Origin of the sequence: Pseudooceanicola nanhaiensis DSM 18065 (genome assembly GCF_000688295.1) — a bacterium.
Classification (GTDB): domain Bacteria; phylum Pseudomonadota; class Alphaproteobacteria; order Rhodobacterales; family Rhodobacteraceae; genus Pseudooceanicola; species Pseudooceanicola nanhaiensis.
On sequence record NZ_JHZF01000011.1, the window covers coordinates 1,700,556 to 1,725,247 of the forward strand.

Below are 24,692 nucleotides of genomic sequence, written 5' to 3' on the forward strand. Positions count from 1 at the left end.
CTTACGCGAAGTCGGCTGCGAATTCGTCGATCACTGCCTTCAGCTTGTCCGCGGCGTCGCCCTTGATCTTCGGATCCTCGTTGGTGATCCAGTCCAGGGTGTCGGACTTCTTGTTGCGCATGAAGCTCAGCAGGTCACGCTCGAACCGTGCCACGTCGGACACCGGCAGCTTGTCGAGATAGCCGTTGGTGCCCGCGAAGATGACAACGACGATCTCGGCGTTGGTCAGCGGCGAGTACTGCGGCTGTTTCATCAGCTCGGTCAGGCGCGCACCCCGGTTCAGCAACCGCTGGGTCGAGGCGTCGAGGTCCGAACCGAACTGGGCGAAGGCCGCCATCTCGCGGTACTGGGCGAGCGACAGTTTCACCGGGCCGGCGACCGAGGACATGGCCGAGGTCTGGGCCGACGAACCGACGCGCGAGACCGACAGACCGGTGTTCACGGCCGGGCGGATGCCCTGGTAGAACAGTTCGGTTTCCAGGAAGATCTGGCCGTCGGTGATCGAGATCACGTTGGTCGGAATGAACGCCGACACGTCGCCGCCCTGGGTTTCGATGATCGGCAGCGCGGTCAGCGAGCCCGAACCGAAGTCCTCGTTCAGCTTCGCCGAACGCTCCAGCAGGCGGGAGTGGAGGTAGAAAACGTCGCCCGGGTAGGCTTCACGCCCCGGCGGACGGCGGAGCAGCAGGGACATCTGGCGGTAGGCCACGGCCTGCTTGGAGAGGTCATCGTAGATGATCAGCGCGTGGCGGCCGTTGTCGCGGAAGAACTCCGCCATCGCGGTCGCGGTGTAGGGCGCGAGGTACTGCATCGGCGCCGGGTCGGACGCGGTTGCGGCGACGACGATGGAATAGGCCATCGCGCCGGTTTCCTCGAGCTTCTTCACCAGCTGCGCCACGGTGGAGCGCTTCTGGCCGATCGCGACGTAGACGCAGTAGAGCTTCTTGCTCTCGTCGTCGCCCGCCGCTTCGTTGTAGCTCTTCTGGTTCAGGATCGCGTCGAGCGCCACGGCGGTCTTGCCGGTCTGACGGTCGCCGATGATCAGCTCACGCTGGCCGCGGCCGATCGGGATCATGGCGTCGATCGACTTGAGGCCGGTCGCCATCGGCTCGTGCACCGATTTGCGCGGGATGATGCCCGGCGCCTTCACGTCGGCGAGCGAACGCTCGGTGGTTTCGATCGGGCCCTTGCCGTCCAGCGGGTTGCCGAGGCCGTCGACCACGCGGCCGAGCATGCCGTCACCCACGGGGACGTCCACGATCGAGTTGGTCCGCTTGACGACATCGCCTTCCTTGATGTCGCGGTCGGAGCCGAAGATCACGACGCCGACGTTGTCGCTTTCCAGGTTGAGCGCCATCCCGCGGATACCGCCGGGGAATTCGACCATCTCACCGGCCTGCACCTTGTCGAGCCCGTGCACGCGGGCGATACCGTCGCCGACCGAGAGCACCCGGCCGACTTCGGCCACTTCGGCTTCCTGACCGAAGTTCTTGATCTGGTCCTTGAGGATCGCAGAGATTTCGGCTGCTTGGATACCCATCTTATCCGACCTCTTTCATAGCATTCTGGAGGGAATTGAGCTTCGACCGGATCGAGGTATCGATCATCCGAGAGCCCACCTTGACGACAAGACCGCCGATGAGGCTTTCATCGACGGTCGCATTGATCTTCACGTCCTTGCCGACCGAGGCGGCCAGCGTCTTGGACAGTTTTTCCGACTGGGTCTTGGTCAGAGCCTTGGCGCTCACCACGTCGGCGGTCACCTCGCCCTTGTGCTCGGCGATCTTCTCGCGCAGCACGGCCACCAGTTGCGGCAGCACGAAGAGGCGCCGTTTCGAGGCCATCAGCCCCAGCGTGTTCTTCATGGTGCCGGAGAGGCCCATCTTGTCGGCGAGCGCGGCCACGGCCTTGCCCTGCGCATCGCGCGAATAGACGGGAGACCCGATCAGGTCGCGGAAATCGGCGCTGTCCTTCAGCGCCGCGTCCAGCGTGTCGATATCCTGTTCGAGGGCGTCGAGCCCGTTGTCACCCTTGGCGATGTCGAAGACGGCAGTCGCATAGCGCGCGGCGATGCCGGATGAGATCGAAGCTGGTTCGGACACGTCCACCCTTCCGCGTTTGGGCCCCAGGTCTGCGCGCAAGCGAACGCGGCCCCGGGGCGAGGGAGCCTTGATGATGCTCAAAGCAACAAAATCGGCGTGGGTGTAGCAGAGGGTTCCGGGGCGGGCAACCTTCCATAAAGGCTTTTCCATGCACGCCATCGCCCTGATTTGCTGGGGGTGACGCGACGTGCCCGAAACTCGGTCGCGCCGTTAGCGCCACCGCACCTCGAAACGCCGCGCCGGACGATTCTGTTCCGTGACATGACGGGTGCCGTGACGGCCCCCCGGGGCCGCCTCGGACCGGGGTCTCACTCGGCCGTCCGGGCGGTTCCCGGCTTGCCCGCACCCAGCCCCTCGAGCACCTTCAGACCCTTCGGCGCATGGGCCTTCACCCCCGGTCCCGAGGGCAGCTGCACGCGCTTCGTCGCCTCCACCATCAGCACGCCGCCGGCCATCACCATCCCGAAGGTCTGGCCCAGCTTCTCCCAGGTGTTGCCGGTCTTGCGCCAGAACCGCCGCGGCGACGGCGGCTGGAAGAGCGTGTGGACATGGCGCTCGGGGATGAAGGCGTGCCGCTTGAGCTGCGCCTCGAGCTGGCTCTGGCTGTAGGGCCGCCCGTGGCCGAAGGGCGTGCCGTCCGAGCGCGCCCAGAGGCCGGAGCGGTTCGGCACCACGAAGAGCGCCTTGCCCCCCGGGCCGAGCACGCGGAAACATTCCTCCAGAAGGTTCGACGGCTGCTCGCTGACCTCCAGCCCGTGCATCACCACCAGCTTGTCGACATGCCCGGTCTCGATCGGCCACATGGTCTCTTCGCAGAGCACGCTGACATTGGGCATCCCCGCGGGCCAGGGCATCACCCCCTGCGGCGCGGGCATCAGCGCGACGACCCGGCGGGCCTGCGCGAGGTAGGGGCGCAGCAGGGGCGCGGCAAAGCCGAAGCCCGCCACGGTCTGGCCCTTCGCCTCGGGCCAGAGCCCCAGCATCCTGTCCCGGACATGCTGCTGGGCCGCCCGGCCCAGCATCGACCGGTAATAGAAGTTCCGCAGGTCGGTCACGTCCTGATGCATTGCACCTCCGCCGCGCATGGGTTTGCATGGGACACAATAGCAATGCGGAGATCTTTTGCCATGCCCATGGACCTCGTGACGATTCCCTGCCGGAGCGACAATTACGCCTACCTCTTCCACGATGCCGCCAGCGGAGAGACCGCGCTGATCGACATCCCCGAGGCGCAGCCGATCCTCGACGAGCTCGACCGGCGGGGCTGGACGCTCAGCCAGATCTGGATCACCCACCACCACCCCGACCATGTCGAGGGGCTCGAGGGCGTTCTGGCGAAGCACCCGGCCCCGGTTACCGGCGGCAAGGCCGATGCGCACCGCCTGCCGAAGCTCGACCGCGCGGTCGCGGAAGGCGACACGCTCGAGATCGCGGGCGAGACCGGGCATGTGATCGACGTCTCGGGCCACACCGTCGGCCATCTTGCCTTCCACTTCCCCGAAAGCCGCGTCGCCTTCACCGCCGACAGCCTGATGGCCTGGGGCTGCGGGCGTGTCTTCGAGGGGACGATGCCGCAGATGTGGGAAAGCCTGCAGAAGCTCGCCGCGCTGCCGCCCGAGACGGTGATCGCCTCGGGCCACGAATACACGACCGCGAACGGAAAGTTCGCGCTCACCATTGAACCGGAAAATCCCGACTATATCTCTCGCATGAAGTCGGTCGAGGCCGCACGGGCCGCCGGCGAAGCCACCGTTCCTTCCGTTCTCTCGGAGGAACTCCTCACCAACCCCTTCCTCCGCGCCGACACTCCGGAACTTCGCGAAGCCATCGGGATGCCCGACCAGCCCGCCGCAGATGTCTTTGCCGAAGTGCGCCGCAGGAAGGACAATTTCTAGCCTCCGGGACCTCCCTGCACTGCTGCAAAGACACGCGGCGCTGCATCGGTCGCGGGAAATGTGAACGATACATCTCAAATAGTCCTTGAAGAGTGGCCACAATCGACCAAACTTTAAGACTATGAGGCCATGGTTGGGACCGGGGCCCTCACGCCCCGCTCCGACCCAATTCAGAAGGAGCACCCAGTTGCCTTCATTCTCGACGACACTGGAACAGGCAATCCACGCCGCGCTTGCACTCGCGAACGCGCGACGTCACGAATTCGCGACGCTGGAGCACCTGTTGCTGGCGTTGATCGACGAACCGGACGCGGCCAAGGTGATGAAGGCCTGTTCGGTGGATACCGAAGACCTCCGCAAGACCCTCGTTGAATTCATCGAGGACGATCTTTCCAACCTCGTCACCGACGTGGACGGCTCCGAAGCGGTGCCGACCGCCGCGTTCCAGCGCGTGATCCAGCGCGCCGCGATCCACGTGCAAAGCTCGGGCCGGACCGAAGTGACCGGCGCGAACGTCCTGGTGGCCATTTTCGCCGAACGTGAATCGAATGCGGCCTATTTCCTGCAGGAGCAGGAGATGACCCGCTACGATGCCGTCAACTTCATCGCCCATGGCGTGGCGAAGAACCCCGCCTTCGGCGAAAGCCGCCCCATATCGGGCGCCTCGGAGATCGAGGAGGAAGCCACGAATACCTCCCAGACTGAACAGCACGACGGCAAGGAAAGCGCGCTCGACAAGTATTGCGTGGACCTGAACGCCAAGGCGCGCCACGGCGACGTGGACCCGCTGATCGGCCGTGCCCAGGAGGTCGAGCGCTGCATCCAGGTGCTCTGCCGCCGCCGCAAGAACAATCCGCTGCTCGTGGGCGACCCGGGCGTCGGCAAGACCGCCATCGCGGAAGGCCTCGCCCGCAAGATCATCAGCGGCGAGACCCCCGAGGTGCTGTCGAAGACCACCATCTTCTCGCTCGACATGGGCGCGCTGCTGGCCGGCACCCGCTATCGCGGCGATTTCGAGGAGCGGCTGAAAGCCGTGGTGACGGAGCTCGAGGAGCACCCCGACGCCGTCCTCTTCATCGACGAGATCCACACGGTGATCGGCGCCGGCGCCACCTCGGGCGGGGCGATGGACGCCTCGAACCTGCTGAAGCCCGCGCTTCAGGGCGGCAAGCTGCGCTGCATGGGCTCCACCACCTACAAGGAGTTCCGCCAGCATTTCGAGAAGGACCGCGCGCTCTCCCGCCGGTTCCAGAAGATCGACGTGAACGAGCCGACGGTCGATGACACGGTGAAGATCCTCAAGGGCCTCAAGCCCTATTTCGAGGAGCATCACAGCGTCAAGTACACCGCCGACGCGATCAAGTCGGCCGTGGAGCTGTCGGCGCGCTACATCAACGACCGGAAACTGCCGGACAAGGCCATCGACGTGATCGACGAGGCCGGCGCCGCGCAGCACCTGATCGCGGAAAGCAAGCGCCGCAAGACCATCGGCGCGAAGGAGATCGAGGCCGTGGTGGCCAAGATCGCCCGCATCCCGCCCAAGTCGGTCTCGAAGGACGATGCAGAGGTGCTGAAGGACCTGGAAGGCTCGCTCAAGCGGGTGGTCTTCGGGCAGGACAAGGCCATCGACGCCCTCGCCTCGGCCATCAAGCTGGCCCGCGCGGGCCTGCGCGAGCCCGAGAAGCCGATCGGCAACTACCTCTTCGCCGGCCCCACCGGTGTCGGCAAGACGGAGGTCGCCAACCAGCTCGCCGACACGCTCGGCGTGGAACTGCTGCGCTTCGACATGTCGGAATACATGGAGAAACACGCGGTCTCCCGCCTGATCGGCGCGCCTCCGGGCTATGTCGGCTTCGACCAGGGCGGCCTGCTCACCGATGGCGTGGACCAGCATCCGCATTGCGTGCTCCTGCTCGACGAGATCGAGAAGGCGCATCCGGATGTCTACAACATCCTGCTGCAGGTGATGGACCACGGGAAACTGACCGACCATAACGGCCGGACGGTGAACTTCCGCAACGTGATCCTCATCATGACGTCGAACGCGGGCGCCACGGAACAGGCCAAGGCCGCCATCGGCTTCGGCCGCGACCGGCGCGAGGGCGAGGACACCGCCGCCATCGAGCGGACCTTCACGCCCGAATTCCGGAACCGTCTGGACGCCGTGATCTCCTTCGCGCCGCTGCCGAAAGAGGTCATCATGCAGGTGGTCGAGAAGTTCGTCCTGCAACTGGAAGCCCAGCTTCTGGACCGCGGCGTGACCATCGAGCTGACGAAGCCCGCCGCCGAATGGCTGGCCGAAAAGGGCTACGACGACAAGATGGGCGCCCGGCCCCTGGCCCGCGTGATCCAGGAGAACATCAAGAAGCCGCTCGCCGAGGAACTGCTCTTCGGCAAGCTGACCAAGGGCGGCGTCGTCCGCGTCGCGGTCAAGAACGGCGAGATCGACCTCCAGATCGACGGACCCGACCGGCCGCGGCTCTCGGGCAACAAGCCGCCCCTGCTGACGGCGGAGTGATACGGCAAGAGGGCGCCCCCCGGGGCGCCCTTTTCTCATGACGCGGACCGCTCGTCCCCTCGGAATCGCACGATGCGCCTGCTGCTCCTCCTTGTCCTGATCGCCTCCCCCCTCGCCGCAGAGCCCCCGCGCCTTGCCCTGCCCGTCGATTGCACGTTGGGAGAGACCTGCCACATCCAGTCCTACGTCGACATCGACCCGACCGATGGCGCGCTCGACCATGCCTGCGGGACCCTCAGCTACGACACCCACAAGGGCACGGATTTCGCCCTGCCCGACCTCGCGGCGATGGTGGCGGGCGTGAGCGTGCTGGCGGCCGCTCCGGGCCGGGTGCGGGCGGTGCGCGACGGGATGGCGGACGTGCTCTATACCGAGGCGGAGGATCTCGGCGGGCAGGATTGCGGCAACGGCGTCGTCATCGCCCACCCGGACAGCTGGGAAACGCAGTATTGCCACCTCCGGCAGGGCTCCGTCGCGGTCCGCGAGGGTCAGGAGGTCGAGGCCGGGACGCGGCTCGGGCGCATCGGCCTGTCGGGCCGGACGCAGTTCCCGCACCTGCACCTGTCCGTCCGCCACGAGGGCCGCGTGATCGACCCCTTCGCCCCCGATGCCGCCCCCGGGCAATGCGGCGCGCCGGGCGAGAGCCTGTTCGAGACGACCCTTCCCTACCGGTCCGGCGGCCTGATCGCCGCGGGCTTTGCCGAGGCGGTGCCGGACTATGCCGCGATCAAGGCCGGCACCGCCGCCGCGCCCGCGCTCGGGGCGAAGGGACCGGCACTGGTCATCTGGGGATTCGCCTATGGCAGCCGACCCGGCGACGTGATGCGGCTGACGATCACCCAGCCCGACGGCACGACCTACCTGAGCACCGAGGCCGGGATCGACCGCCAGCAGGCGCAGTATTTCCGCGCCGCCGGCAAGCGCATCCGGCGCGGGCTGCGGCCCGGCAGATACGCGGGGACCGTCACGCTGCTGCGCGACGGGCGGCCCTACGACAGCCGCGAGACCGCGGTCATCGTGAGGTGATCAGCGCTCGGTCAGCTTGAGCTCGATCCGCCGGTTCTGCGCGCGGGCCTCCGGGCTGTCGCCCTCGGCGAGCGGCTGGTACTGGCCGAAACCGTTGGCCGACAGCCGCTCGGGCGGCAGGCCCAGCACGTCGGACATGTAGCGCACGACCGAGAGGGCCCGCGCCTGGCTGAGCTCCCAGTTGTCGGCGAACTGGGCCGACGGGATGAGCGGCACGTCGTCTGTGTGACCGTCCACCTGCAGGATCCAGTCGATGCCCTGCGGGATCGCGGCCGCGATCTCCTCGATCAGCCGGGCGACCTTGGCGATCTCGGTCTGGCCCTCGGCCGACAGCCGCGCCTCGCCCGGGGCGAAGAGCACCTCGGACGAGAAGACGAAGCGGTCGCCCACCACGTTGACCCCGTCCCGGTCGCTCATCAGGTCACGCAGCCGCCCGAAGAACTCGGAGCGGTATTTCTCGAGGTCCTTCTTCTCGGCCTCCAGCCGCTTGCGCTCGGCCTCCTCCAGCTCGGCCCGGCGCCGCTGTTCGGCCGCCGCCTGCGCGAGCGCCGCATTGAGGTCGCGCCCGAGCGAGGCGAGCTGCACCCTGGAGGCCTTGTCCCGCTCCTTCGCGTCGTCCAGGAGCGCCTGGAGCGAGCCGAGCTGTGAGCGCAGCGCGGCCACCTGCTGGTTCAGCAGGGCGGCGCGGCGCTGGCTCTCGGCCGATTTCGCCTCGGTCGCGTCCAGCTCCTTCTGCGCCTGCCTCAGCAGCACCTCGCGCTGCTCGCTCTCGCTCAGCCGCTCTTCGGCCCGCTGCTCGGCCTTCAGCTTCGCGGCAAGCGCCGCGGTCAGCTGCTTCTGAATCTCGTCGCGGTCCATCGCGCCCGCCTCGGCCGCGGCCTTCGCCGCCAGCGCCTCGGCCAGCTGCCGCTCGAGAGAGCCGACCTGCTCCGCCGCGCCCGCCTCGGCCTTGGTCACCGCGTCCCTGGCCCGGGTCAGCGCGGTTTCCAGCGTGGTCAGCTTCTGCTGCATCTCGGCGATGCGGCGTGCGTTCCGGGCGGCGCTCTCCTCGGCCGCCGCGAGGTCTTCTTCCAGCGCGGCCTTGTCCTGGCGCAGCGCATCGGCCGCGGTCTCCGAGGCCATCGCCGCATCCAGCCGCTTCTCGAGCCCCTCGCGGGTCTGCGCCGCGCGGGCGATCGCCGCCTCCATGGCCGCGATCCGCGCCTCGACCGCGTCCAGCTCCGACGCCTTCTCCTCCGTCGCCGCCCTGGCCGCCGCCACGTCGGCGCGCAGCCCCTCGAGCCGGGCGTTGGCCTGCCGCGTCGCCGCCTCGGCCTGCGCCAGCCGGGCGGCCCCTGCCGCGCGCTCTTCCTCGACCCGCGCTTCGGCCGCGGCCAGGGCGGCCCGCGCGTCGCTCAGCTCCCGCTCGAGCGCCGCCCGCGCCGAACCCGCTGCATCGCCCGCCCGCTCGGCCTCGCGCTGCATGTCCGCAAGCCGGGATTCCAGCGCGGCCACCTCGGCGCGGGCCTGCGACCGGGCGTCCTCCACCTCGGCCCGCGCGCGCGCCGCATCCTCGCGGGCCGCGTCGCGCTCGGTCCGGATGGCGGCGATCTGCGCGTTCAGCTCGGTCTCGGCCGCCTCGCGGGCCTCGCCCGCGCGGGTCAGCGCGGCCTCGATCACCCCGAGCCGCGCCTCCAGCTCGGCAAGCTTCGCATCGCGGTCCTCGACATCGGCCAGCGCCGCGGCCAGCTGCGCCTCGACCGAATTGAGCTGCGAGAGCGTCGCGCCCCGGCCGCTTTCGGCCCGGCGCAACTGCGCCTGCGTCCGGTCCAGATCGCCTTCCAGCGCCGCGACCCGCTCGCCCGCCTCGGCCAGTGCCGCGTCCTTGCCGGCCACCGCCTCCTGCGCGGCGGCGAGCGCCGTGCGGACCTCTTCCAGCGCCGCCTCGCGCGCGGCCAGCGCTTCGCGGCTTTCCTCGAGCGCGGCGGTGGTGGTGGCGAGGTCCTCGCCGAGCGAGGTGACCTCGCTCCGGCCCTGGTCGCGCGACATCAGCGCGGCGGCCAGCTGCGCGGTCAGGTCGTCGCTCGTGTCCTGGGCCGCGGCGAGCAGGGTCAGCGTCTCTTCGGCGCGCTTGCGCTGCTCTTCCAGCGCCAGCGTCATCGCCGTCAGCTCGTCCTCGGCACCCTGCAGCCGTTCGCGCAGCGCTTGGGCCGCAGCGGCCTCGGCGAGGCGGGCCTTCTCCTCGTCCGACAGGTCGGCCTCGAGCGTGGCCACCTGCTCGGACAGCGCGGCATTCTCGGTGCCCGCCTCCGCATTCCGGGTCCGCAGGTCCGCGATCAGCGCCTCGAGCGCCTCGCGCCGGGCGGCGGCAAGCCGCGCCTCCTCGGCGCCGGCGTCGATCTCGTCGCGGGCCTTCGACAGCGCCAGCTGCAGCGCGTCGCGGTCCGATACGAGCGCGTCGCGTGTCTCCTCCAGCGCCGCCACCTGGTCGCGCGCGTCGTTGCGTTCAGCGAGCAGCGCCGCGACCTGGCTTTCGAAATCGGTGATCGAGGCCTCGGCCGTGCGCAGATCCTGCGCGGTGCGGTCCCTCTCGGTCTGGAGCGCCGCCACCTGCGCCTCGTAATCGCTGATCGCGGCCCGGGCGTTGCGCAGATCGGCCGCCGCGGCGTCCCGTTCGGCGGTCAGCGCGGCGATCGCCTCGGCCTGCGAGGCCGCCCTGTCCTCGGCCCGGTCGAGCGTCGCGTTCAGCGTGCCCAGCTCACCTTCGAGCCGCTGCGACCTGTCGCGTTCCAGCCCGAGCGCCTGCGCCAGCGCGGCCAGCTCCGAGCCGAGCTCGTCGAGCTCGGTCTCCTGCCCGGTGATCGTCTCCTTCAGCACGAACTGCACGACCATGAAGATCGTCAGGACGAACATCAGCACCAGCAGAAGCCCGGTCATCGCGTCAACGAAGCCGGGCCAGATCGCGTGCTGGAAACGGTTGCCGGAGCGCCGGGACAGCGCCATGGATCAGCCCTCCTGGCCGCCGCCCGCCTTGTGGACCGGAGCGGGGCGCATTGTGCCCGTGACGGAACCGGGGCGCCGCGCCGACGCCTGCACCGCCTTGGCCAGAGCCGCGAGATCGGTCCGCAGCTCGGTCATGGTTTCCTGCCGCCCGGCCGAGATTTCCTCGAGGATGCGCAGCATCTGCACGTCGATCGAGCGCAGCCGCATCCGGCTCTCGGCGTCGAGCCCTTCGCCCGTCTCGCGCCGGGCAAGATGATCCAACAGCCTTTCCTGCCCGTCGGCCACCCTTTCGAGCGCGGGTATCACGTCGTTTTGTTCCGCCTGTGACTCCATCCTCGCAGCCAGCACGGCGATGGCGTCGGTCAGCGCGCCGACTTTTTCGTCCAGCGTGGCCCGGTTCCGGTCGGACTGGGCGAAGAGGGTCTGCAGGTCCTGCATCTGCCCGCTCATGTGCTCGGCCATGTGGTCGACCATCCCGGCGAGCGCCGCGGCCTCGCCGCCCATCTCGCCCGCGTCGGAAGCGAAGGAGACCCGGGTGATCGTCGACATCCACTCTTCGAGTTCGCGGTAGAAGCGGTTCTGCCCCTGCCCCGCGAAGAGCTCCAGCAGCCCCACGACCAGCGACCCCGCGAGCCCCAGGAGCGACGAGGCAAACGCCACCCCCATGCCGCCGAGCTGCGCCTCGAGCCCGGTCATCAGGCGGTTGAACACCTCGACCCCGCCCTCGCCGTCCTGCGGCGCCAGGCTGCGGATCGTGTCGACCACGGCGGGGACCGTGGTGGCGAGGCCGTAGAAGGTGCCGAGCAGCCCGAGGAAGATCAGCAGGTTGACGATGTAGCGCGTGATGTCGCGCGCCTCGTCGATCCGCATCGCGACGGATTCGAGGATCGAGCCCGCCGAGGTCGACGAGATCTGCATCCGCCGCGAGCGCGACCGGAGCAGCGTCGCCAGCGGCGTCAGCAGGCGGGGGGCATGCACGCCCTCGTCGTCGATCCGGTCGGCGGCGAAGGCCTCGATCCAGCGGACCGACGAGATCAGCTGCGCGACCTGCCAGAAGCAGGAGATCACGCCGATGAAGAAGACGAAGGCGATGAAACCGTTCAGGTAGGGGTTCGCGATGAAGACCGGCAGGACGCGCGGCGCGGCGAGGAACACGCCGAGCCCGGTCAACGCGAGCACGAGGACCATCGACATGATCTGCCGGATGGGCTGGGAAAACTGCGTCTGGGCCTCTCGGTCCGGCTGGTCCATGGAGGGGACGTGTCCTGAAACTGGTGTGTTGCGGGCCGATTTCGTCGCGAGGAGCGGCCCCGGGTTCGCGCGGATCCTACGGGTTGGGCGCAATCAAGCCAAGGACTTATCCACGATCCGGCGCACCGCCTGCGCGATCCGCGACAATTCCGGATCGGCAATGCCGAGGACGTCCAGATGTTCGGCGGTCGACCACAGGTAATCCCGGTTCGGCCCCCGCCCGCCATGGGCGCGGGCGATGATGCGGGCCTGCTCGGCCTCGCTCAGCCCGCCGCAATACTGCGCGTGGTCGCGATCGACCACATAGGCCAGCGCCTCGACCTCGCGCCCGTCGTCGAGCCGCACCGGCAGCCTGCGTTCGACATAGGCCGACGAGATCAGCTCGCGTTCCCGCAACGCCGCGAGGATCTCCTCCCGGCCCGCGTCGGGGATCCGCAGCGCCAGCCCGCGGCATTCGGCCCCGGGGTGCGCATCGAGCGCGAGGACCAGCCCGGGCTCCTCGACGCTGCCGCGATGGTGGATCGAGCTCATGCAGAAGCTGCGCGCATACCCCGGCAGGGTCGCGGTCACGGCCTCGGCCGCCTCGAATTCGGGGTTCCACATCAGAGAGCCGTAGCCGAAGACCCACAGGGACATAACGATCCTTTCACTGGCCGTGCCCCGCGCGACCTTGTATTCGCCGCCGCACGGGTCATCTGCCCCGGTATCAAAAACCTGCGCCGATCAACAGGGGGCCAGCTTGAAACGTCTGCTCATCGTCATCCTCGTCGCGGCCGCGGCATGGTCGGGCTACTGGTTCATAGGGTCCTACGGCCTGAAATCGGCCTATGAGGGCTGGTTCGAGGCCCGGCGCGAGGACGGCTGGCAGGCCGATTACGCCGATCTTTCCGTGCGCGGCTTCCCGAACCGGTTCGACACGACCTTCACCGACCTCGCCATCGCCGATCCCGCCACGGGCTGGGCATGGGAGGCGCCGTTCTTCCAGCTGCTCGCGCTGTCCTACCGGCCGAATTCCGTGATCGCGGTCTTCCCGCCGGAAAGCACCATCGCCACCCCGAACGAACGGCTTGCGCTGACCACCTCGGACACCAAGGCCAGCCTCACGCTCGGCGCCTCCTCCCGGCTGCCGCTGCAACGGGCGACGCTCGTGGGCAGCGACCTGATGGTCGAAGGCGTCGAAACCGTCTCGCTCGACTCGCTGCGCCTGGCGGCCGAGCTGCTGCCGGGGTCCGAGACCGATTACCACCTCGGCTTCCGGGCCGAGGGGCTGGCCCTGCCCGACCCGCTGCTCGGGCGCCTGTCCGGCGGCGTGGCGCTGCCCGATCTGGTGGACAAGGTGCATGTGGATGCGGATGTGAAGTTCGACGCGCCCTGGGACCTCGACGCGATCGAGCAGCGGCGCCCGCAGCCGCGCCACCTCCGCCTGCGGCTGGCCGAGGCGGAATGGGGCGCGCTGAAGCTCTCGGCCACCGGAGAGCTCGACATCGACGCGGCCGGCACGCCGACGGGCGAGATCGCGGTCAAGGCCGAGAACTGGCGCGACATGCTCGACCTCGCCGTCGCGGCGGGCGCGCTGCCCGAGAGCGTGGCCGCCTCTGCCGAGAAGGCGCTCGGGCTGGTCGCGGGCCTCTCGGGCCGGGCCGACACGCTGAACGCCACCATCGCCTTCCGCGACGGCGGCATGTACCTCGGCCCCGTGCCCCTGGGCGAGGCCCCGGTGATGGCGCTCAGGTAGCGGTCAGCGGCAGTAGGTGCCCGCGCGATACCGCGCGGTGTCGAGGTGGAAATGGTCGCGGTGGAACCGGTCGGCATTCGGACCGAGCACCGTGCCGAAGGGACCGCAGGCCGCCTTGTGCATCGCCCGCATCACCTTGGCGTGGTTGCCGCTCCAGTCGCGCAGGACGCTCAGTTCCTGCCCGTTCCGCAGCTTGAAGCCCGAGATGTCGATTGCATGGCCCCGGCCGTGTTCCGACAGCTTGGCGCCGCGCTGGTTGTTCCGCGTCCGGCAGACGTAGTGTGCCGCGACCCGCAGCTCCGACAGGCCTCCGCCGAGGGTGCCGATCGCCGGGCGGGCCGCCTGCGCCACCCAGGCATTCAGCGCGCGGGCCGTGGTGCAATCCATCACCGCATGGGTCGACAGCGACACCCCCGCGACCGAGGAGATGCGGACCGCGTCCTGCACCCCGCAGGCGCCCTTGCCCGAGACATTGCCGATCGAGATGCCCTGGATGTCCTCCACCCCGCAGACCATCTTGCCACGCTTGGCGGCGCCGACGCGCTTGGCGTTGTCCTCCACGTTGCGGCTTCGCTGGCGCGGGCGCAGAAGCGCGAGGAGCGTGTTCGGCTTCTTCTCGACCTCGCGCTTCACGCCGAGATCCTCGGGCCGGGTCTCGCGCTGCGGGGCGGCCGCGGTCCGGCTGGGGGCGGCCGGCTTGCCGGCCCCGCGCAGGAGGTCGAGGACCGTGGGCTTCTGTTCGGTCTGGACCTCTTGCTGAATTTGCGGCTGCGCCTGGGGCTTGGGCTGGGCGGCAGCCTCCTGCGCGGCGGCGCTGGCCGCGGCCAGCTGCTCGGCCATGCCCGCGTCGTCCCGCGCCTTTGGTCGCAGGGCGCTCCGCAGCCCCCCGGTCACGGACGGCTCGGCGGGGCGTGCCTCGGCCGCGGCGGCGGGGGCGGGCCGGGCCACCGTGGCCTCGGCCTGCACCGCGCGGGCCTGCGGGCGGAGCGACCGGGACGGGGCGTCGGCGAGAGCGCCGCCGGCCGTCGAGAAGACCAGAACCAGCGGCAGCCATCTCATTTCCGGGAGCCTCCCCGGCCGAAGTCGGGCGCGTCGGTGTCCTGGCCGGCGTCGATGATCCCGCGCCGGATCGCCCGTGTGCGGGTGAAGTAATCGTGCAGCAAGTCTCCGTCCCCCGTTCTGATCGCCCGTTGCAGGGCAAAGAGTTCTTCGGTGAAGCGGCCGAGGATCTCGAGCGTCGCGTCCTTGTTGGTGAGGAACACGTCGCGCCACATCGTCGGGTCGGAGGCCGCGATCCGGGTGAAATCCCGGAACCCGGCGGCGGAGTACTTGATGACTTCGCTGTCCGTCACCCGACGCAGATCGTCGGCCACGCCTACCATGGTATAGGCGATCAGGTGCGGGGTGTGCGAGGTCACGGCGAGAACGAGGTCGTGATGAGCGGGATCCATCTCATCGACATTGGCGCCCATCCCCTCCCAGAGCGCCCGGAGCGCGGCCGTGGCGCCCTCGTCGGTGCCCTCCACCGGCACCAGCAGGCACCAGCGGTTGTCGAAGAGCTCGGCGAAGCCCGAGGTCGGACCGGAATGCTCGGTCCCCGCCAGCGGGTGCGCGGGAACGAAATGCACGCCCTCGGGGATATGCGGCAGCACCGCCTCGATGACCGCGGCCTTGACCGAGCCGACGTCGGTCACGGTCGCGCCGGGCTTCAGGTGCGGGGCGATCTCCTCGGCCACCGCGCCCATGGCACCCACGGGCACGCAGAGCACCACGAGGTCCGCGCCCTCCACCGCCTCGATCGCGGTGTCGCAGACCCGGTCGCAGAGCCCGATCCGGCGCGCGGTCTCCCGCGTGGCCTCGGTGCGGGCATAGCCCGTCACCTCGCCGGCCAGCCCGCCGCGCTTGATCGACCAGAACATCGACGAGGCGATCAGACCCAGCCCGATCAGCGCGACGCGCTCGTATACCTGCGCCATCAGCGCACCCCCTTGAATGTGCCGATGGCATGGACGACCCGGCGGCAGGCGCTTTCGTCGCCCACCGTGATCCGCAGGCAATCGGGCAGGCCGTAGCCGCCCACCTTGCGCACGAGGATCCCGTTTTCCTTGAGCGCCTTGTCGCAGGCGTCGGCCTCTTCCGGGTTTGCAAACCGGGCGAGCACGAAGTTTGCAAAGCTCTCGTCGCACCCGACGCCCATCTGGACAAGCGCGTTGCGCAGCCAGTGCCGCCAGCGGGCGTTCTCCTCGCGGCAGCGGGCGGTGAACTCCACGTCGCGCACGGCGGCCTCGGCCGCGGCCATCTGGCCCTCGCTCAGGTTGAAGGGCTGCCGCAGGCGGTTGAGCACGTCGATCACCTCGCGCCGGGCATAGCCCCAGCCGATGCGCAGCCCGCCGAGCCCGTGGATCTTCGAGAATGTCCGCGTCATCACCACGTTCGGATAGGCATCGACCAGACCCGCCCCGCCGTCGAACCCGTCGGCGAATTCCGCATAGGCGCCGTCATGCACCAGCAGGACGTGTTTCGGCAGGCCGCTGGCAAGCCGCTCGAGCTCTGCCTCGGTCAGCATCGTGCCCGTCGGGTTCGCGGGGTTCGCGATGAAGACGATCCGCGTCCGGTCGGTCACCGCGCCGAGAATCGCCTCCACGTCGATCCGGCGCTCGGCCTCTGGCACGGTGACGGGCGTGGCCCCGGCGGCATGGGCGAGGATCGGATACATGGAGAACCCGTGCTCGGTGGTGATCACCTCGTCCCCCGGCCCGGCATAGGCCTGCGTGATGAACTGCAGGACCTCGTCCGACCCGACGCCGCAGATGATCCGGTCGGGGTCCAGCCGGTGGATCTCTCCGATCGCGGCACGCAGCGCGGCATGGTCGGTGTTTGGATAGCGGTGGAGGTTCACGGCCGCGCGCAGATAGGCGTCGCGCGCCTTGTCGGAGCAGCCGTAATGGTTCTCGTTCGACGAGAGCTTCAGCACCTCGTCGCGCCCCTCGATCCGGGCCTCTCCACTCACGTAGAGCGCGATTTCCATGATGCCCGGCTGGGTCGGGATCTGGTTGGACATGGTGAACCCCCGTAAAGTCCGCCCGTCATAACGAAGCGGTGCGGCTTAGGCCATAGGCTCCGCGCGTCCCGGTGCCGGGCGTTTCGCCGCGTGGCGGCTGGCCGGGACCGCCACCGGCACCCGTCTGCAGATGGAGCAGACCGGCGTCGCGGCCGATCAGCCGCGGTCGGCGGCGCGACGCAGGGCTGGCCCCGGTTCCTTGATGCCCTGCAGACGGTGCTGGCGCGCGTCGGAGAGGCCGCGCGATGAACCGCGCGGTCCGGCAGTTCCACCGCCGGGTGTCGATCCTCTTCACCCTCTCCGTCGCCCGTGATCTTCGCGATGATGAGCATCGGGTGCGAACGGCCGGGCCCGGCGCGCCGCAGCGCTGCTAGGCCAGTCGCTCCAGCACGTTCCGGAAGGCCCAGGGATTGGCCTCGTCGAGGTCCTCGGGGAATTGCGTCTGCCGGTCGGTGAGCGGCGTCCAGTCGGTGTAATGCCCCTCGACCGGCCCGAGATAGGGCAGCTGCACCTCGAGGCACCGCTTGTGGTCCATCTCGTCGGTCTCGACGATCCCGGCCTGCGGGTTCTCGAGCGCCCAGACCATCCCCGCGAGCACGGCCGAGGTCACCTGCAACCCGGTCGCGTTCTGATCGGGCGCCAGCGCCTTCGCCTCGTCGTTCGACAGCCGCGAGCCGTACCAGAGCGCGTTCTTCTCGTGGCCGAAGAGCAGCACGCCCAGCTCGTCGATCCCGCCCGGTTCGATCTCGTCCACATCGAGGATGTGATGCACGTCCTGGATCTGGTTCGAGCCGAACATCTCGTGCAGCGAGAGCACCGCATCGTCGCAGGGGTGGTAGGCATAATGGCAGGTCGGCCGGAACTCCGGCTTCTGCGGCGCGCCGACGGTGTAGTAATCCGCGATCGAGATCGCCTCGTTATGGGTCACGAGGAAGCCGAACTGCGGCCCCGGGGTCGGGCACCACGTCCGGATCCGCGTGGCCGCACCGGGCTGCTCCAGCCAGATCCCCGCCCGGCAGCCGAAATCGTGGCCATGCGCATTGTCCGGCATCCATTTCTCGGCGGTGCCCCAGCCCAGCTCCGCCGGCTGGAACCCCTCGGCGATGAAGCCCTCGACCGACCAGGTGTTGACGAAATGCCCCGGCTCGCGCGGTTCCTTGCGGACCTGCGTGTCGCGCTCGGCGATGTGCACGCCCTTCACGCCCAGATCCATCATGAGCCGCGCCCAGCCCGCCCGGTCCGCGGGCATGGCGGCGTCCCGCCCGGTGTCCTCGGCCAGCTTCAGGAGCGCCTCCTTCACGAACCACGACACCATCCCCGGGTTCGCCCCGCAGCACGACACCGCGGTCGTGCCGCCGGGATTTGCGGCCTTCTCGTCCCGCACCCGCTGGCGCAGGGCGTAGTTCGTCCGGTCGGCATTGTCCTCGGTGCCGAAGTAGTAGCCCGCCCAGGGCTCCACCACCGTGTCGATGTAGAGCACCCCGTTCTCCCGGCAGAAGCGCATCAGGTCGAGCGAGCCCGTGTCGACCGACAGGTTCACCACGAAGCCCGTGCCCGGCTCGAAGAGCGCGCCGAGTATCTCGCGGTAATTCGCTTCCGTCAGCGCCTCGGCCACCACGTTCGGCACCCGCGCCTCGAGCTCTTCGGTGAGCGCCGGGTTCGGCTCGATCACCGTCAGCTTCTCGCGGTCGAAATCGAAATGCCGTTCGATGAGCGGCAGCGTGCCGCGTCCGATGGAGCCGAAGCCGATCAGGATCACGGGGCCGTCGATGCGGGCGTAAACGGGATGGGTCATTCGGGTCATCTCTCCTTCGGTTGCCGAACCGGGCACGGGCTCAGGCACCAGAGCCTAGTGCCACCGTCGCGGGGGTCCATGCCGCAGCACCGGCCGCTTCTCAAGGGGAATCGGCGTTTTCCGCCGGTCTCGGCTTCGTGACCGCATGCCGCTTGCCGAAGGGTTATCCGGAACATAATGTGAACATCATGCCCATGACGCTTCAGGACAAACTCGCGATTCTCTCCGACGCGGCGCGCTATGACGCCTCCTGTGCCTCCTCCGGAACCTCCCGGCGGGACAGCACGAAGGGGGGTCTCGGCTCGACCGAGGGCTCGGGAATCTGCCATGCCTACGCCCCCGACGGGCGCTGCATCTCGCTGCTGAAGATCCTGATGACGAACTTCTGCATCTACGACTGCGCCTATTGCGTGAACCGGGTCTCGTCCAACACCCCACGTGCCAGGTTCACGCCCGAGGAGGTCGTCCACCTCACCATCGAATTCTACCGCCGCAACTACATCGAGGGGCTCTTCCTCTCCTCCGGCATCATCCGGTCGCCCGACCGGACGATGGAGGACATGGTCCGGATCGCCCGCACCCTGCGCGAGCGCGAGGGGTTCAAGGGCTACATCCACCTCAAGACCATTCCCGACGCCGCGCCCGAGCTGATCGAGCAGGCGGGCCTCTACGCCGACCGCCTCTCGGTCAATGTGGAGCTGCCCACCGATGCCGCCGTCGCCGCCTATGCGCCCGAGAAATCGCCCGCCACGATCCGCGGCGCCATGGCCGACGTGAAGACCCGTCGCGCCGCCACGAAGGAACGCAGCCACACCGGCAAACGCCCGCCCCGCTTCGCCCCTGCCGGCCAGTCGACCCAGATGATCGTGGGCGCGGACGGCTCGAACGACGCGACGATCCTGACGACCTCGACGAAGCTCTACGGCGATTTCGGGCTGAAGCGCGTCTATTACTCCGCCTTCTCGCCGATCCCCGACGCCTCGGCCAAGCTTCCGCTCATCCAGCCGCCGCTCCTGCGCGAGCACCGCCTCTACCAGGCCGACTGGCTGATGCGATTCTACGGCTTCGAGGCGGACGAGATCACCGCCGCCACGCCGGACGGCAACCTGGACCTCGCCGTCGACCCCAAGCTCGCCTGGGCCCTCGCACATCGCGCCCTCTTCCCGGTCGAGGTGCAGCGGGCCGAGAAACCGCTCCTCCTCCGCGTGCCCGGCTTCGGCACCAGGACCGTGCAGCGCATTCTCGCGACGCGGCGCCACCGCACCCTCCGCTGGGACGACCTGAAACGCATGGGCGCGAACCTCAGGAACGCCCGGCCCTTCATCAGCCTGGCCGACTGGTCCCCCGGCAAGCTCACCGACACCGCCGACCTGCGCGCCCGCTTCGCCCCGCCGCCCGAACAGCTCTCCCTCTTCTGACCCGGCTTTCCTCTGGTCCATGTATCCTCGGGGGGAGTCGGGCCCCCGGCCCGACGGGGGGCAGACGGCCCCCCTCCCCGGTCTCAATCAGCGCCATGCCCACGATCGACCTCCCCCGCCTCCACACCGCGCAAGCCTGGCGCGACGCCGCCCGGACGCTCCTCGCACGCGGGACCCCGCCCGAGGACGTGCTCTGGACCTATGCCTCCCCCGCCCAGAGCGACCTCTTCGCCGCGCCGGAGGCCGCACCACGGGCGGCAGGCCAGATCACCGTCCCGAAAGGCTTCGTCGCCCTCGCCGACAGCGTCTGCTGGCACGCCGACCCCGAGCGCTTCGCCCGGCTCTACGCCTTCCTCTGGCGCCTGCGCGACCGGCCGTCCCTGATGCAGGACCGCGGCGATGCCGACCTCGCCCGCCTGCGCGGTATGGAGAAGAACGTGCACCGCTGCGCCCACAAGATGAAGGCCTTCGTCCGCTTCCGCGACCTGCAGACCGACACCAACCGCCGCCGCTTCGCCGCCTGGTTCGAACCCACGCACCACACGGTCGAACCGACGGCGCCCTTCTTCACCCGCCGCTTCGCCGACATGGACTGGGTGATCGCCACGCCCGACGTGACCGCCCGGTTCGAGAGCGGGACGCTGTCCTTCGAGGCAGGCGCGCCCCGCCCCGACCTGCCCGAGGACGCGGCCGAGGAGCTCTGGGGCACCTATTTCCGCAACATCTTCAACCCGGCCCGGGTGAAGGTCCATGCGATGACCTCCGAGATGCCGCGGAAATACTGGAAGAACATGCCCGAGACGCGGCATATCCCCGAGCTTCTCGCCACCGCCGAGCGGCGCGCGCGCGAGATGGCCGAGGCCGCGCCCTCGCTGCCCCCCGTCCGGGCGGGCCGGATCCTCGACCGGCTGCATGCGGAACGGAGTTTCACCCCCGTGACCCTGGACGACCTGCGCGCCCGGGCCGAGGAAGAGAGCCGCGACTCCCGCCCGGGCTACGGCCGGATCGTCCTCGGCGAGGGGCCGATGCCCGCATCCCTGATGATCGTCGGCGAACAGCCCGGCGACGAGGAGGATCGCGCCGGGCGGCCCTTCGTCGGCCCCGCGGGCCAGCTCTTCGACCGGGAGGCCGGGGCGGCCGGGCTCGACCGCAGCACCGCCTACGTGACCAATGCCGTCAAGCGCTTCAAATACACCATGCGCGGCAAGCGGCGCATCCACCAGGCGCCCGACCGGGGCGACGTCGAGCACGCGAAATGGTGGATCCGGCAGGAGATCGCGCTGGTGAAGCCGCAGCTCATCCTCGCCATGGGCGCCACCGCCGCCGAGACGCTGACCGGCCAGCGCGCGGGCATCCTCAGCCGCCGCGGCACGATCGAGGAGACGGAGTTCGGTCCGGTCCTGCTGACCGTCCACCCCTCCTACCTGCTGCGCCTGCCCGATCGGGACGCCCGCGCGCGCGGGACGGAGGCCTTCCGCGGCGACCTCGCCGCCGCGGTGGCCCGCCTCGGCTGAGGCTCAGCCCGCCAGCGCCGCCTTCACGACCTCCGCCAGCGGCGTCGTCGGGCGGCCGATCAGCCGCGACAGCGTGGTATCGTCGCTCTCCAGCGCGCCCTTCGCGACCTCGGCGTCCCAACCGGCGATCGCGGCGGCGAGCCCCGGCGCGAGCCCGGCGCCCTCCAGCACCTTCGCATAGTCCGCGACCGGCAGGTCCTTGTAGACCACGTCGGCCCCGGATTGCGCCGCGATCTCCGCGGCGAGGTCGGACAGGGTGAAGGCGCTGTCGCCCGCCAGCTCATAGGTCCGGCCCGCATGGCCCTGACCGGTCAGCACCTCGACAGCAGCCGCCGCGTAATCGTCGCGCGATGCGCCCGAGATCCGGCCCTCGCCCGCGCTGCCCAGCACCGCGCTGTGCGCCACCGCCATCGGCGCGTTGGAGGCGTAGTTCTCGGTGTACCAGCCGTTGCGCAGGAGGGTCACGGTCAGGCCGCTTTCGGCCAGCGCGGCCTCGGTCGCGCGATGCTCCTCGGCCAGCGAAATGGGGTTGTGATCGGCGTTCAGGATCGAGGTGTAGACCACGCGCCCCACCCCGGCGGCCTTCGCCGCCGCGATGATCGCGGCGTGCTGGGCCGCGCGCTTGCCGACCTCGCTGGACGAGATCAGGAGCAGCGTGTCGACGCCCTGAAGCGCCGGACCCAGCGTCTCGGGCCGGTCGTAATCCGCCTCGCGCAGGGAGATGCCGAGGTCCGCGCCCTTCTCGGGGCTGCGGGCCAGTGCGATCACGTCCTGCGACCCCCTGGCCTTGAGGCCCGCGATCACCTTGCGGCCGAGTTGTCCGGTCGCGCCTGTCACTGCGATGGTCATGGAAATCTCCTTGGTCTGGTTTCCGTCTGCCGCACACATGGGCCTCTTGCTTACGAAACGTAAGTACTTACATTTCCGTAAGTGAAGAACTTTCGACGAGAGGAGCCGCCCGCCATGGCGCAGAGCCCCGCCGCCCTTCCCTTTCCGGCCGACGTGATGTCGTCCCGCTGCCCCTCGCGCGAGGTGCTGCGGCAGATGACCAGTCGCTGGGGCCTCTTGGTGCTGATCGCGCTCCGGGACGAGACGCTGCGCTTCGCCGAGATCCGGCGGCGCATCGACGGGGTCAGCGAACGGATGCTCTCCGAGACGCTCGGCAACCTCGTCCGGCTCGGGCTGGTGACGCGGCAGGATCACGGAGAGGTGCCGCCGCGCGTGGATTACACGCTGACACCGCTCGGGCACGAGGCGGCGGAGCGGCTCTTCGCCTTCGCGCGCTGGATCGAGGACAGCCTGCCCGATTTCGCCGTCGGGGACCCCTCGCTCCCGACGCCCTAGGGCATGCTCGACCCGCCCCAAGGAAAAAGGGCCGCACCCTGCGGTGCGGCCCTTTCGATCCGGTTTCGCGCGAACCTTAGTTCTGCGCGTAGAATTCGATGACGAGGTGCGGTTCCATGATCACCGGGTAGGGCACGTCCGACAGGGCCGGGGTGCGCACGAAGGTGGCGGTCATCTTGGAATGGTCGACCTCGAGGTAATCCGGCACGTCGCGCTCGGGAAGGCCCACGGCCTCCAGCACCGAGGCGTTCTGCTTGGACTTCTCGCGGACTTCGACGACATCGCCTTCCTTCACGCGGTAGGAGGGGATGTTCACCCGCTTGCCGTTCACCAGAACGTGGCCGTGGTTCACGAACTGACGCGCCGCGAAGACGGTCGGCACGAACTTGGCGCGGTAGACGACGGCGTCGAGGCGGCGCTCGAGCAGGCCGATGAGCAGCTCACCGGTGTCGCCCTTCACACGCTCGGCTTCGGCGAAGATGCGGCGGAACTGCTTCTCGGTCAGGTCGCCGTAGTAGCCTTTCAGCTTCTGCTTGGCGCGGAGCTGCAGGCCGAAGTCGGAAATCTTGTTCTTGCGGCGCTGGCCGTGCTGGCCGGGGCCGTATTCGCGGCGGTTCACCGGGGACTTCGGGCGGCCCCAGATGTTTTCGCCCATGCGACGGTCGATCTTGTACTTGGCAGTCGTGCGTTTGGTCACGGCTGATCTCCTTCATAAGGGTGCCGCGCGGGGGCGGCGGTTGAAGGGCGTTGTCCTCTGGGCGAGCCCTGACAGGCATCCCCTTGCGGGGGCCACCAACACCAATGAAGGCGCGCTTATATCCGGGATCGGGGCAGAGTCAACAGCCCATGCCGCCTGCCGCGGCGGAGCGCTCAGGCGGCCTCGTGGCGCAGGATCGCCGCTTCCGGCGCGCTCAGGTTCCGCCGGGCGAAGCCGCCGTAGCTGAACGGGTCCCGCGCGATGCCCGGCATGCTGACCAGCAGGCGCCGCCGGTCCGCCGGGCTCAGCGCGTCGAGCGCGGCATTTGCCGGATGGAAGCTCTCGGTCTCGACGCCGTTGGCCCAGAGGATCGCATGGGCGGGCAGCAGGAGGTGAATGTAGGTGACCTCGCGCAGAACGGTATCCCGCGCGATCGCGCCGTCGTCGCGAACCAGATCGCCCGCCGCCACCAGCACCTCGGGCGCGTTGAAGAGCGCGCGGGCCGCCGCGCCGCGCACCAGCATCCGGTGTTCGGGGGAAACGAGCAGGTCGGCATCCGGCGTGCCGATCCCGAAGGCGCCGGCGCGGAAGCGGATCGGCCTGAGCCACGGCATGACATGCAGGCGCGCCCCGCTCATCCGGCGCGCCCCGGTCCAGAGCACCGGCTGCGGACCGGCGTCCCGGGTCTGAACCAGCTGGCCCGGGCGCAGCGTCTCGACCGGAACCGCACCGCCGGGGGTGCGGATGCGGGTGCCGGGGGTGAAGCAGATGACGCCCGAGCGATCCGCCGTCTGCCGCGCGCGTGCGGCGCGGCGGGGATCCTCGCGCACCTCGACCACCCAGAGCTCGGTGTCGCGCGGCGGCGCCTCCCCCTCGAAACCGAGGAGCGGCGGGCGCCCCGCCCCCTGCGGAATGACGAGCACCCGGAAGCTGCGCGCGCCGTTGGTGACGGTGAAGCCGGTGTCGGGCGCGCTGTCCTCCTCGGGCGCGGCCCGGGCGTCGCGGCGCATCGCGGCAGGCCCCGCCAGCCGGCGTGCCTTGGCGGCGGCCCGGCGCCGCAGCGCCACCGCCTCGGCGCCCGGGGAAAGCTGGAGGAGCTGGCCCGGCCCATCGACCCGGACCGTGTCGCCGTGCCACGACCACGCGGCCCCGACCGCCAGCGCCTCTACCGGCGCGGCTGCGAGGCCGTCGATCTCCGTCTGTCGCCACGGGATGACGAACGTGCCGAGATAGGCCGTTGTCATGGTGCTCTGCCTTCTGCCTTTCGGCCGGTTCTGCCGGCTCGCCTGTTGCGCCGAAGGTAACAGAGACCTCGAATCAATGGAAACTGTTTCCGGCGCCCCCGGCGACCCGC

General features: G+C 69.5%; 20 protein-coding genes. 7 read left to right on the forward strand and 13 right to left on the reverse strand.

Annotation, left to right across the window (positions count from 1 at the left end; genetic code table 11):
* Position 1 precedes the first annotated feature (1 nt).
* The 3 genes from atpA to Q344_RS0109360 all read right to left on the reverse strand — a co-directional run bounded on the left by atpA (position 2) and on the right by Q344_RS0109360 (position 3,169).
* Positions 2-1,540: a F0F1 ATP synthase subunit alpha gene (gene atpA / locus Q344_RS0109350; RefSeq protein WP_028286458.1), complete on the reverse strand. Its 1,539-nt coding sequence runs from the start codon at positions 1,538-1,540 to the stop codon at positions 2-4.
* A 1-nt stretch (position 1,541) separates the two neighbouring features.
* Complete coding sequence (locus Q344_RS0109355; RefSeq protein WP_028286459.1) at positions 1,542-2,102, reverse strand: F0F1 ATP synthase subunit delta; 561 nt, start codon at positions 2,100-2,102, stop codon at positions 1,542-1,544.
* Between the two features lie 308 nt (positions 2,103-2,410).
* Positions 2,411-3,169: a class I SAM-dependent methyltransferase gene (locus tag Q344_RS0109360; protein ID WP_028286460.1), complete on the reverse strand. Its 759-nt coding sequence runs from the start codon at positions 3,167-3,169 to the stop codon at positions 2,411-2,413.
* 60 nt (positions 3,170-3,229) lie between these two features.
* Between Q344_RS0109360 and gloB the strand changes: the two genes are divergently transcribed.
* The 3 genes from gloB (at position 3,230) to Q344_RS23590 (ending at position 7,541) form a co-directional block, all read left to right on the forward strand.
* The gene (gloB, locus tag Q344_RS0109365; RefSeq protein ID WP_028286461.1) at positions 3,230-3,997 is read left to right on the forward strand and encodes a hydroxyacylglutathione hydrolase; all 768 of its coding nucleotides are present in this window, start codon (positions 3,230-3,232) and stop codon (positions 3,995-3,997) included.
* Positions 3,998-4,184: 187 nt separating this feature from the next.
* A complete protein-coding gene (clpA, locus tag Q344_RS0109370) occupies positions 4,185-6,515 on the forward strand; it encodes an ATP-dependent Clp protease ATP-binding subunit ClpA (protein WP_028286462.1) in 2,331 nt (776 codons plus the stop codon).
* Between the two features lie 72 nt (positions 6,516-6,587).
* Positions 6,588-7,541 (forward strand): M23 family metallopeptidase, encoded by a 954-nt coding sequence (locus Q344_RS23590; RefSeq protein WP_036538534.1) that lies wholly within the window; start codon positions 6,588-6,590, stop codon positions 7,539-7,541.
* Here Q344_RS23590 and Q344_RS23595 read toward each other — a convergent pair whose 3' ends face one another.
* The 3 genes from Q344_RS23595 to Q344_RS0109390 form a co-directional block, all read right to left on the reverse strand.
* Positions 7,542-10,523, reverse strand: coding sequence for a peptidoglycan -binding protein (locus Q344_RS23595; protein WP_036538535.1), 2,982 nt, complete (start codon positions 10,521-10,523; stop codon positions 7,542-7,544).
* A 3-nt stretch (positions 10,524-10,526) separates the two neighbouring features.
* Positions 10,527-11,774 (reverse strand): biopolymer transporter ExbB, encoded by a 1,248-nt coding sequence (locus tag Q344_RS0109385; RefSeq protein WP_028286463.1) that lies wholly within the window; start codon positions 11,772-11,774, stop codon positions 10,527-10,529.
* Between the two features lie 93 nt (positions 11,775-11,867).
* A complete protein-coding gene (locus Q344_RS0109390) occupies positions 11,868-12,410 on the reverse strand; it encodes a gamma-glutamylcyclotransferase (protein ID WP_028286464.1) in 543 nt (180 codons plus the stop codon).
* Between the two features lie 103 nt (positions 12,411-12,513).
* Between Q344_RS0109390 and Q344_RS0109395 the strand changes: the two genes are divergently transcribed.
* Positions 12,514-13,509 (forward strand): DUF2125 domain-containing protein, encoded by a 996-nt coding sequence (locus Q344_RS0109395; protein ID WP_028286465.1) that lies wholly within the window; start codon positions 12,514-12,516, stop codon positions 13,507-13,509.
* A 3-nt stretch (positions 13,510-13,512) separates the two neighbouring features.
* On the opposite strand, the gene Q344_RS0109400 is transcribed toward Q344_RS0109395, so the two are convergent.
* The 4 genes from Q344_RS0109400 to Q344_RS0109420 all read right to left on the reverse strand — a co-directional run bounded on the left by Q344_RS0109400 (position 13,513) and on the right by Q344_RS0109420 (position 18,365).
* On the reverse strand, positions 13,513-14,568 hold the full coding sequence (locus Q344_RS0109400; protein WP_028286466.1) for an extensin-like domain-containing protein: 1,056 nt from the start codon (positions 14,566-14,568) through the stop codon (positions 13,513-13,515).
* Positions 14,565-15,485: a prephenate/arogenate dehydrogenase family protein gene (locus tag Q344_RS0109405; protein WP_028286467.1), complete on the reverse strand. Its 921-nt coding sequence runs from the start codon at positions 15,483-15,485 to the stop codon at positions 14,565-14,567. The genes Q344_RS0109400 and Q344_RS0109405 overlap by 4 nt, the downstream gene beginning before the upstream one ends.
* Positions 15,485-16,570, reverse strand: a complete 1,086-nt coding sequence (gene hisC, locus Q344_RS0109410; protein WP_028286468.1) for a histidinol-phosphate transaminase — start codon at positions 16,568-16,570, stop codon at positions 15,485-15,487. Before hisC ends, Q344_RS0109405 begins: the two co-directional genes overlap by 1 nt.
* Positions 16,571-16,940: 370 nt before the next feature.
* Positions 16,941-18,365 carry a homospermidine synthase gene (locus tag Q344_RS0109420; protein WP_028286469.1) on the reverse strand — a complete coding sequence of 475 codons (1,425 nt, stop codon included), beginning with the start codon at positions 18,363-18,365 and terminating at the stop codon, positions 16,941-16,943.
* A gap of 194 nt (positions 18,366-18,559) precedes the next feature.
* Between Q344_RS0109420 and Q344_RS0109425 the strand changes: the two genes are divergently transcribed.
* Together Q344_RS0109425 and Q344_RS0109430 are read left to right on the forward strand one after the other, a co-directional pair.
* The gene (locus Q344_RS0109425; protein WP_036538984.1) at positions 18,560-19,783 is read left to right on the forward strand and encodes a putative DNA modification/repair radical SAM protein; all 1,224 of its coding nucleotides are present in this window, start codon (positions 18,560-18,562) and stop codon (positions 19,781-19,783) included.
* Positions 19,784-19,878: 95 nt separating this feature from the next.
* On the forward strand, positions 19,879-21,297 hold the full coding sequence (locus tag Q344_RS0109430) for a UdgX family uracil-DNA binding protein (RefSeq protein ID WP_028286471.1): 1,419 nt from the start codon (positions 19,879-19,881) through the stop codon (positions 21,295-21,297).
* 3 nt (positions 21,298-21,300) lie between these two features.
* Here Q344_RS0109430 and Q344_RS0109435 read toward each other — a convergent pair whose 3' ends face one another.
* The gene (locus Q344_RS0109435) at positions 21,301-22,146 is read right to left on the reverse strand and encodes an SDR family oxidoreductase (protein ID WP_028286472.1); all 846 of its coding nucleotides are present in this window, start codon (positions 22,144-22,146) and stop codon (positions 21,301-21,303) included.
* A 114-nt stretch (positions 22,147-22,260) separates the two neighbouring features.
* Here Q344_RS0109435 and Q344_RS23600 point away from each other — a divergent pair, with 114 nt between their 5' ends.
* Positions 22,261-22,641 carry a winged helix-turn-helix transcriptional regulator gene (locus Q344_RS23600; protein WP_051630450.1) on the forward strand — a complete coding sequence of 127 codons (381 nt, stop codon included), beginning with the start codon at positions 22,261-22,263 and terminating at the stop codon, positions 22,639-22,641.
* 76 nt (positions 22,642-22,717) lie between these two features.
* Here Q344_RS23600 and rpsD read toward each other — a convergent pair whose 3' ends face one another.
* Together rpsD and Q344_RS0109450 are read right to left on the reverse strand one after the other, a co-directional pair.
* Positions 22,718-23,338, reverse strand: a complete 621-nt coding sequence (gene rpsD / locus Q344_RS0109445) for a 30S ribosomal protein S4 (protein WP_028286473.1) — start codon at positions 23,336-23,338, stop codon at positions 22,718-22,720.
* A gap of 173 nt (positions 23,339-23,511) precedes the next feature.
* Positions 23,512-24,582: a Hint domain-containing protein gene (locus tag Q344_RS0109450; protein ID WP_028286474.1), complete on the reverse strand. Its 1,071-nt coding sequence runs from the start codon at positions 24,580-24,582 to the stop codon at positions 23,512-23,514.
* Positions 24,583-24,692: the final 110 nt, after the last annotated feature.

What these genes read in the sequence shown, in the direction of transcription:
- Q344_RS23595 (WP_036538535.1), bottom strand. Translation starts at nt 10,523, where the DNA reads ATGGCGCTGTCCCGGCGCTCCGGCAACCGTTTCCAGCACGCGATCTGG.
- Q344_RS0109425 (WP_036538984.1), top strand. Translation starts at nt 18,560, where the DNA reads ATGACGCTTCAGGACAAACTCGCGATTCTCTCCGACGCGGCGCGCTAT.
- Q344_RS0109405 (WP_028286467.1), bottom strand. Translation starts at nt 15,485, where the DNA reads ATGGCGCAGGTATACGAGCGCGTCGCGCTGATCGGGCTGGGTCTGATC.
- Q344_RS0109360 (WP_028286460.1), bottom strand. Translation starts at nt 3,169, where the DNA reads ATGCATCAGGACGTGACCGACCTGCGGAACTTCTATTACCGGTCGATG.
- Q344_RS0109450 (WP_028286474.1), bottom strand. Translation starts at nt 24,582, where the DNA reads ATGACAACGGCCTATCTCGGCACGTTCGTCATCCCGTGGCGACAGACG.
- Q344_RS0109430 (WP_028286471.1), top strand. Translation starts at nt 19,879, where the DNA reads ATGCCCACGATCGACCTCCCCCGCCTCCACACCGCGCAAGCCTGGCGC.
- atpA (WP_028286458.1), bottom strand. Translation starts at nt 1,540, where the DNA reads ATGGGTATCCAAGCAGCCGAAATCTCTGCGATCCTCAAGGACCAGATC.
- Q344_RS0109390 (WP_028286464.1), bottom strand. Translation starts at nt 12,410, where the DNA reads ATGTCCCTGTGGGTCTTCGGCTACGGCTCTCTGATGTGGAACCCCGAA.
- hisC (WP_028286468.1), bottom strand. Translation starts at nt 16,570, where the DNA reads ATGTCCAACCAGATCCCGACCCAGCCGGGCATCATGGAAATCGCGCTC.
- Q344_RS0109420 (WP_028286469.1), bottom strand. Translation starts at nt 18,365, where the DNA reads ATGACCCATCCCGTTTACGCCCGCATCGACGGCCCCGTGATCCTGATC.
- Q344_RS23590 (WP_036538534.1), top strand. Translation starts at nt 6,588, where the DNA reads ATGCGCCTGCTGCTCCTCCTTGTCCTGATCGCCTCCCCCCTCGCCGCA.
- Q344_RS0109400 (WP_028286466.1), bottom strand. Translation starts at nt 14,568, where the DNA reads ATGAGATGGCTGCCGCTGGTTCTGGTCTTCTCGACGGCCGGCGGCGCT.
- gloB (WP_028286461.1), top strand. Translation starts at nt 3,230, where the DNA reads ATGCCCATGGACCTCGTGACGATTCCCTGCCGGAGCGACAATTACGCC.
- Q344_RS23600 (WP_051630450.1), top strand. Translation starts at nt 22,261, where the DNA reads ATGGCGCAGAGCCCCGCCGCCCTTCCCTTTCCGGCCGACGTGATGTCG.
- Q344_RS0109385 (WP_028286463.1), bottom strand. Translation starts at nt 11,774, where the DNA reads ATGGACCAGCCGGACCGAGAGGCCCAGACGCAGTTTTCCCAGCCCATC.
- Q344_RS0109435 (WP_028286472.1), bottom strand. Translation starts at nt 22,146, where the DNA reads ATGACCATCGCAGTGACAGGCGCGACCGGACAACTCGGCCGCAAGGTG.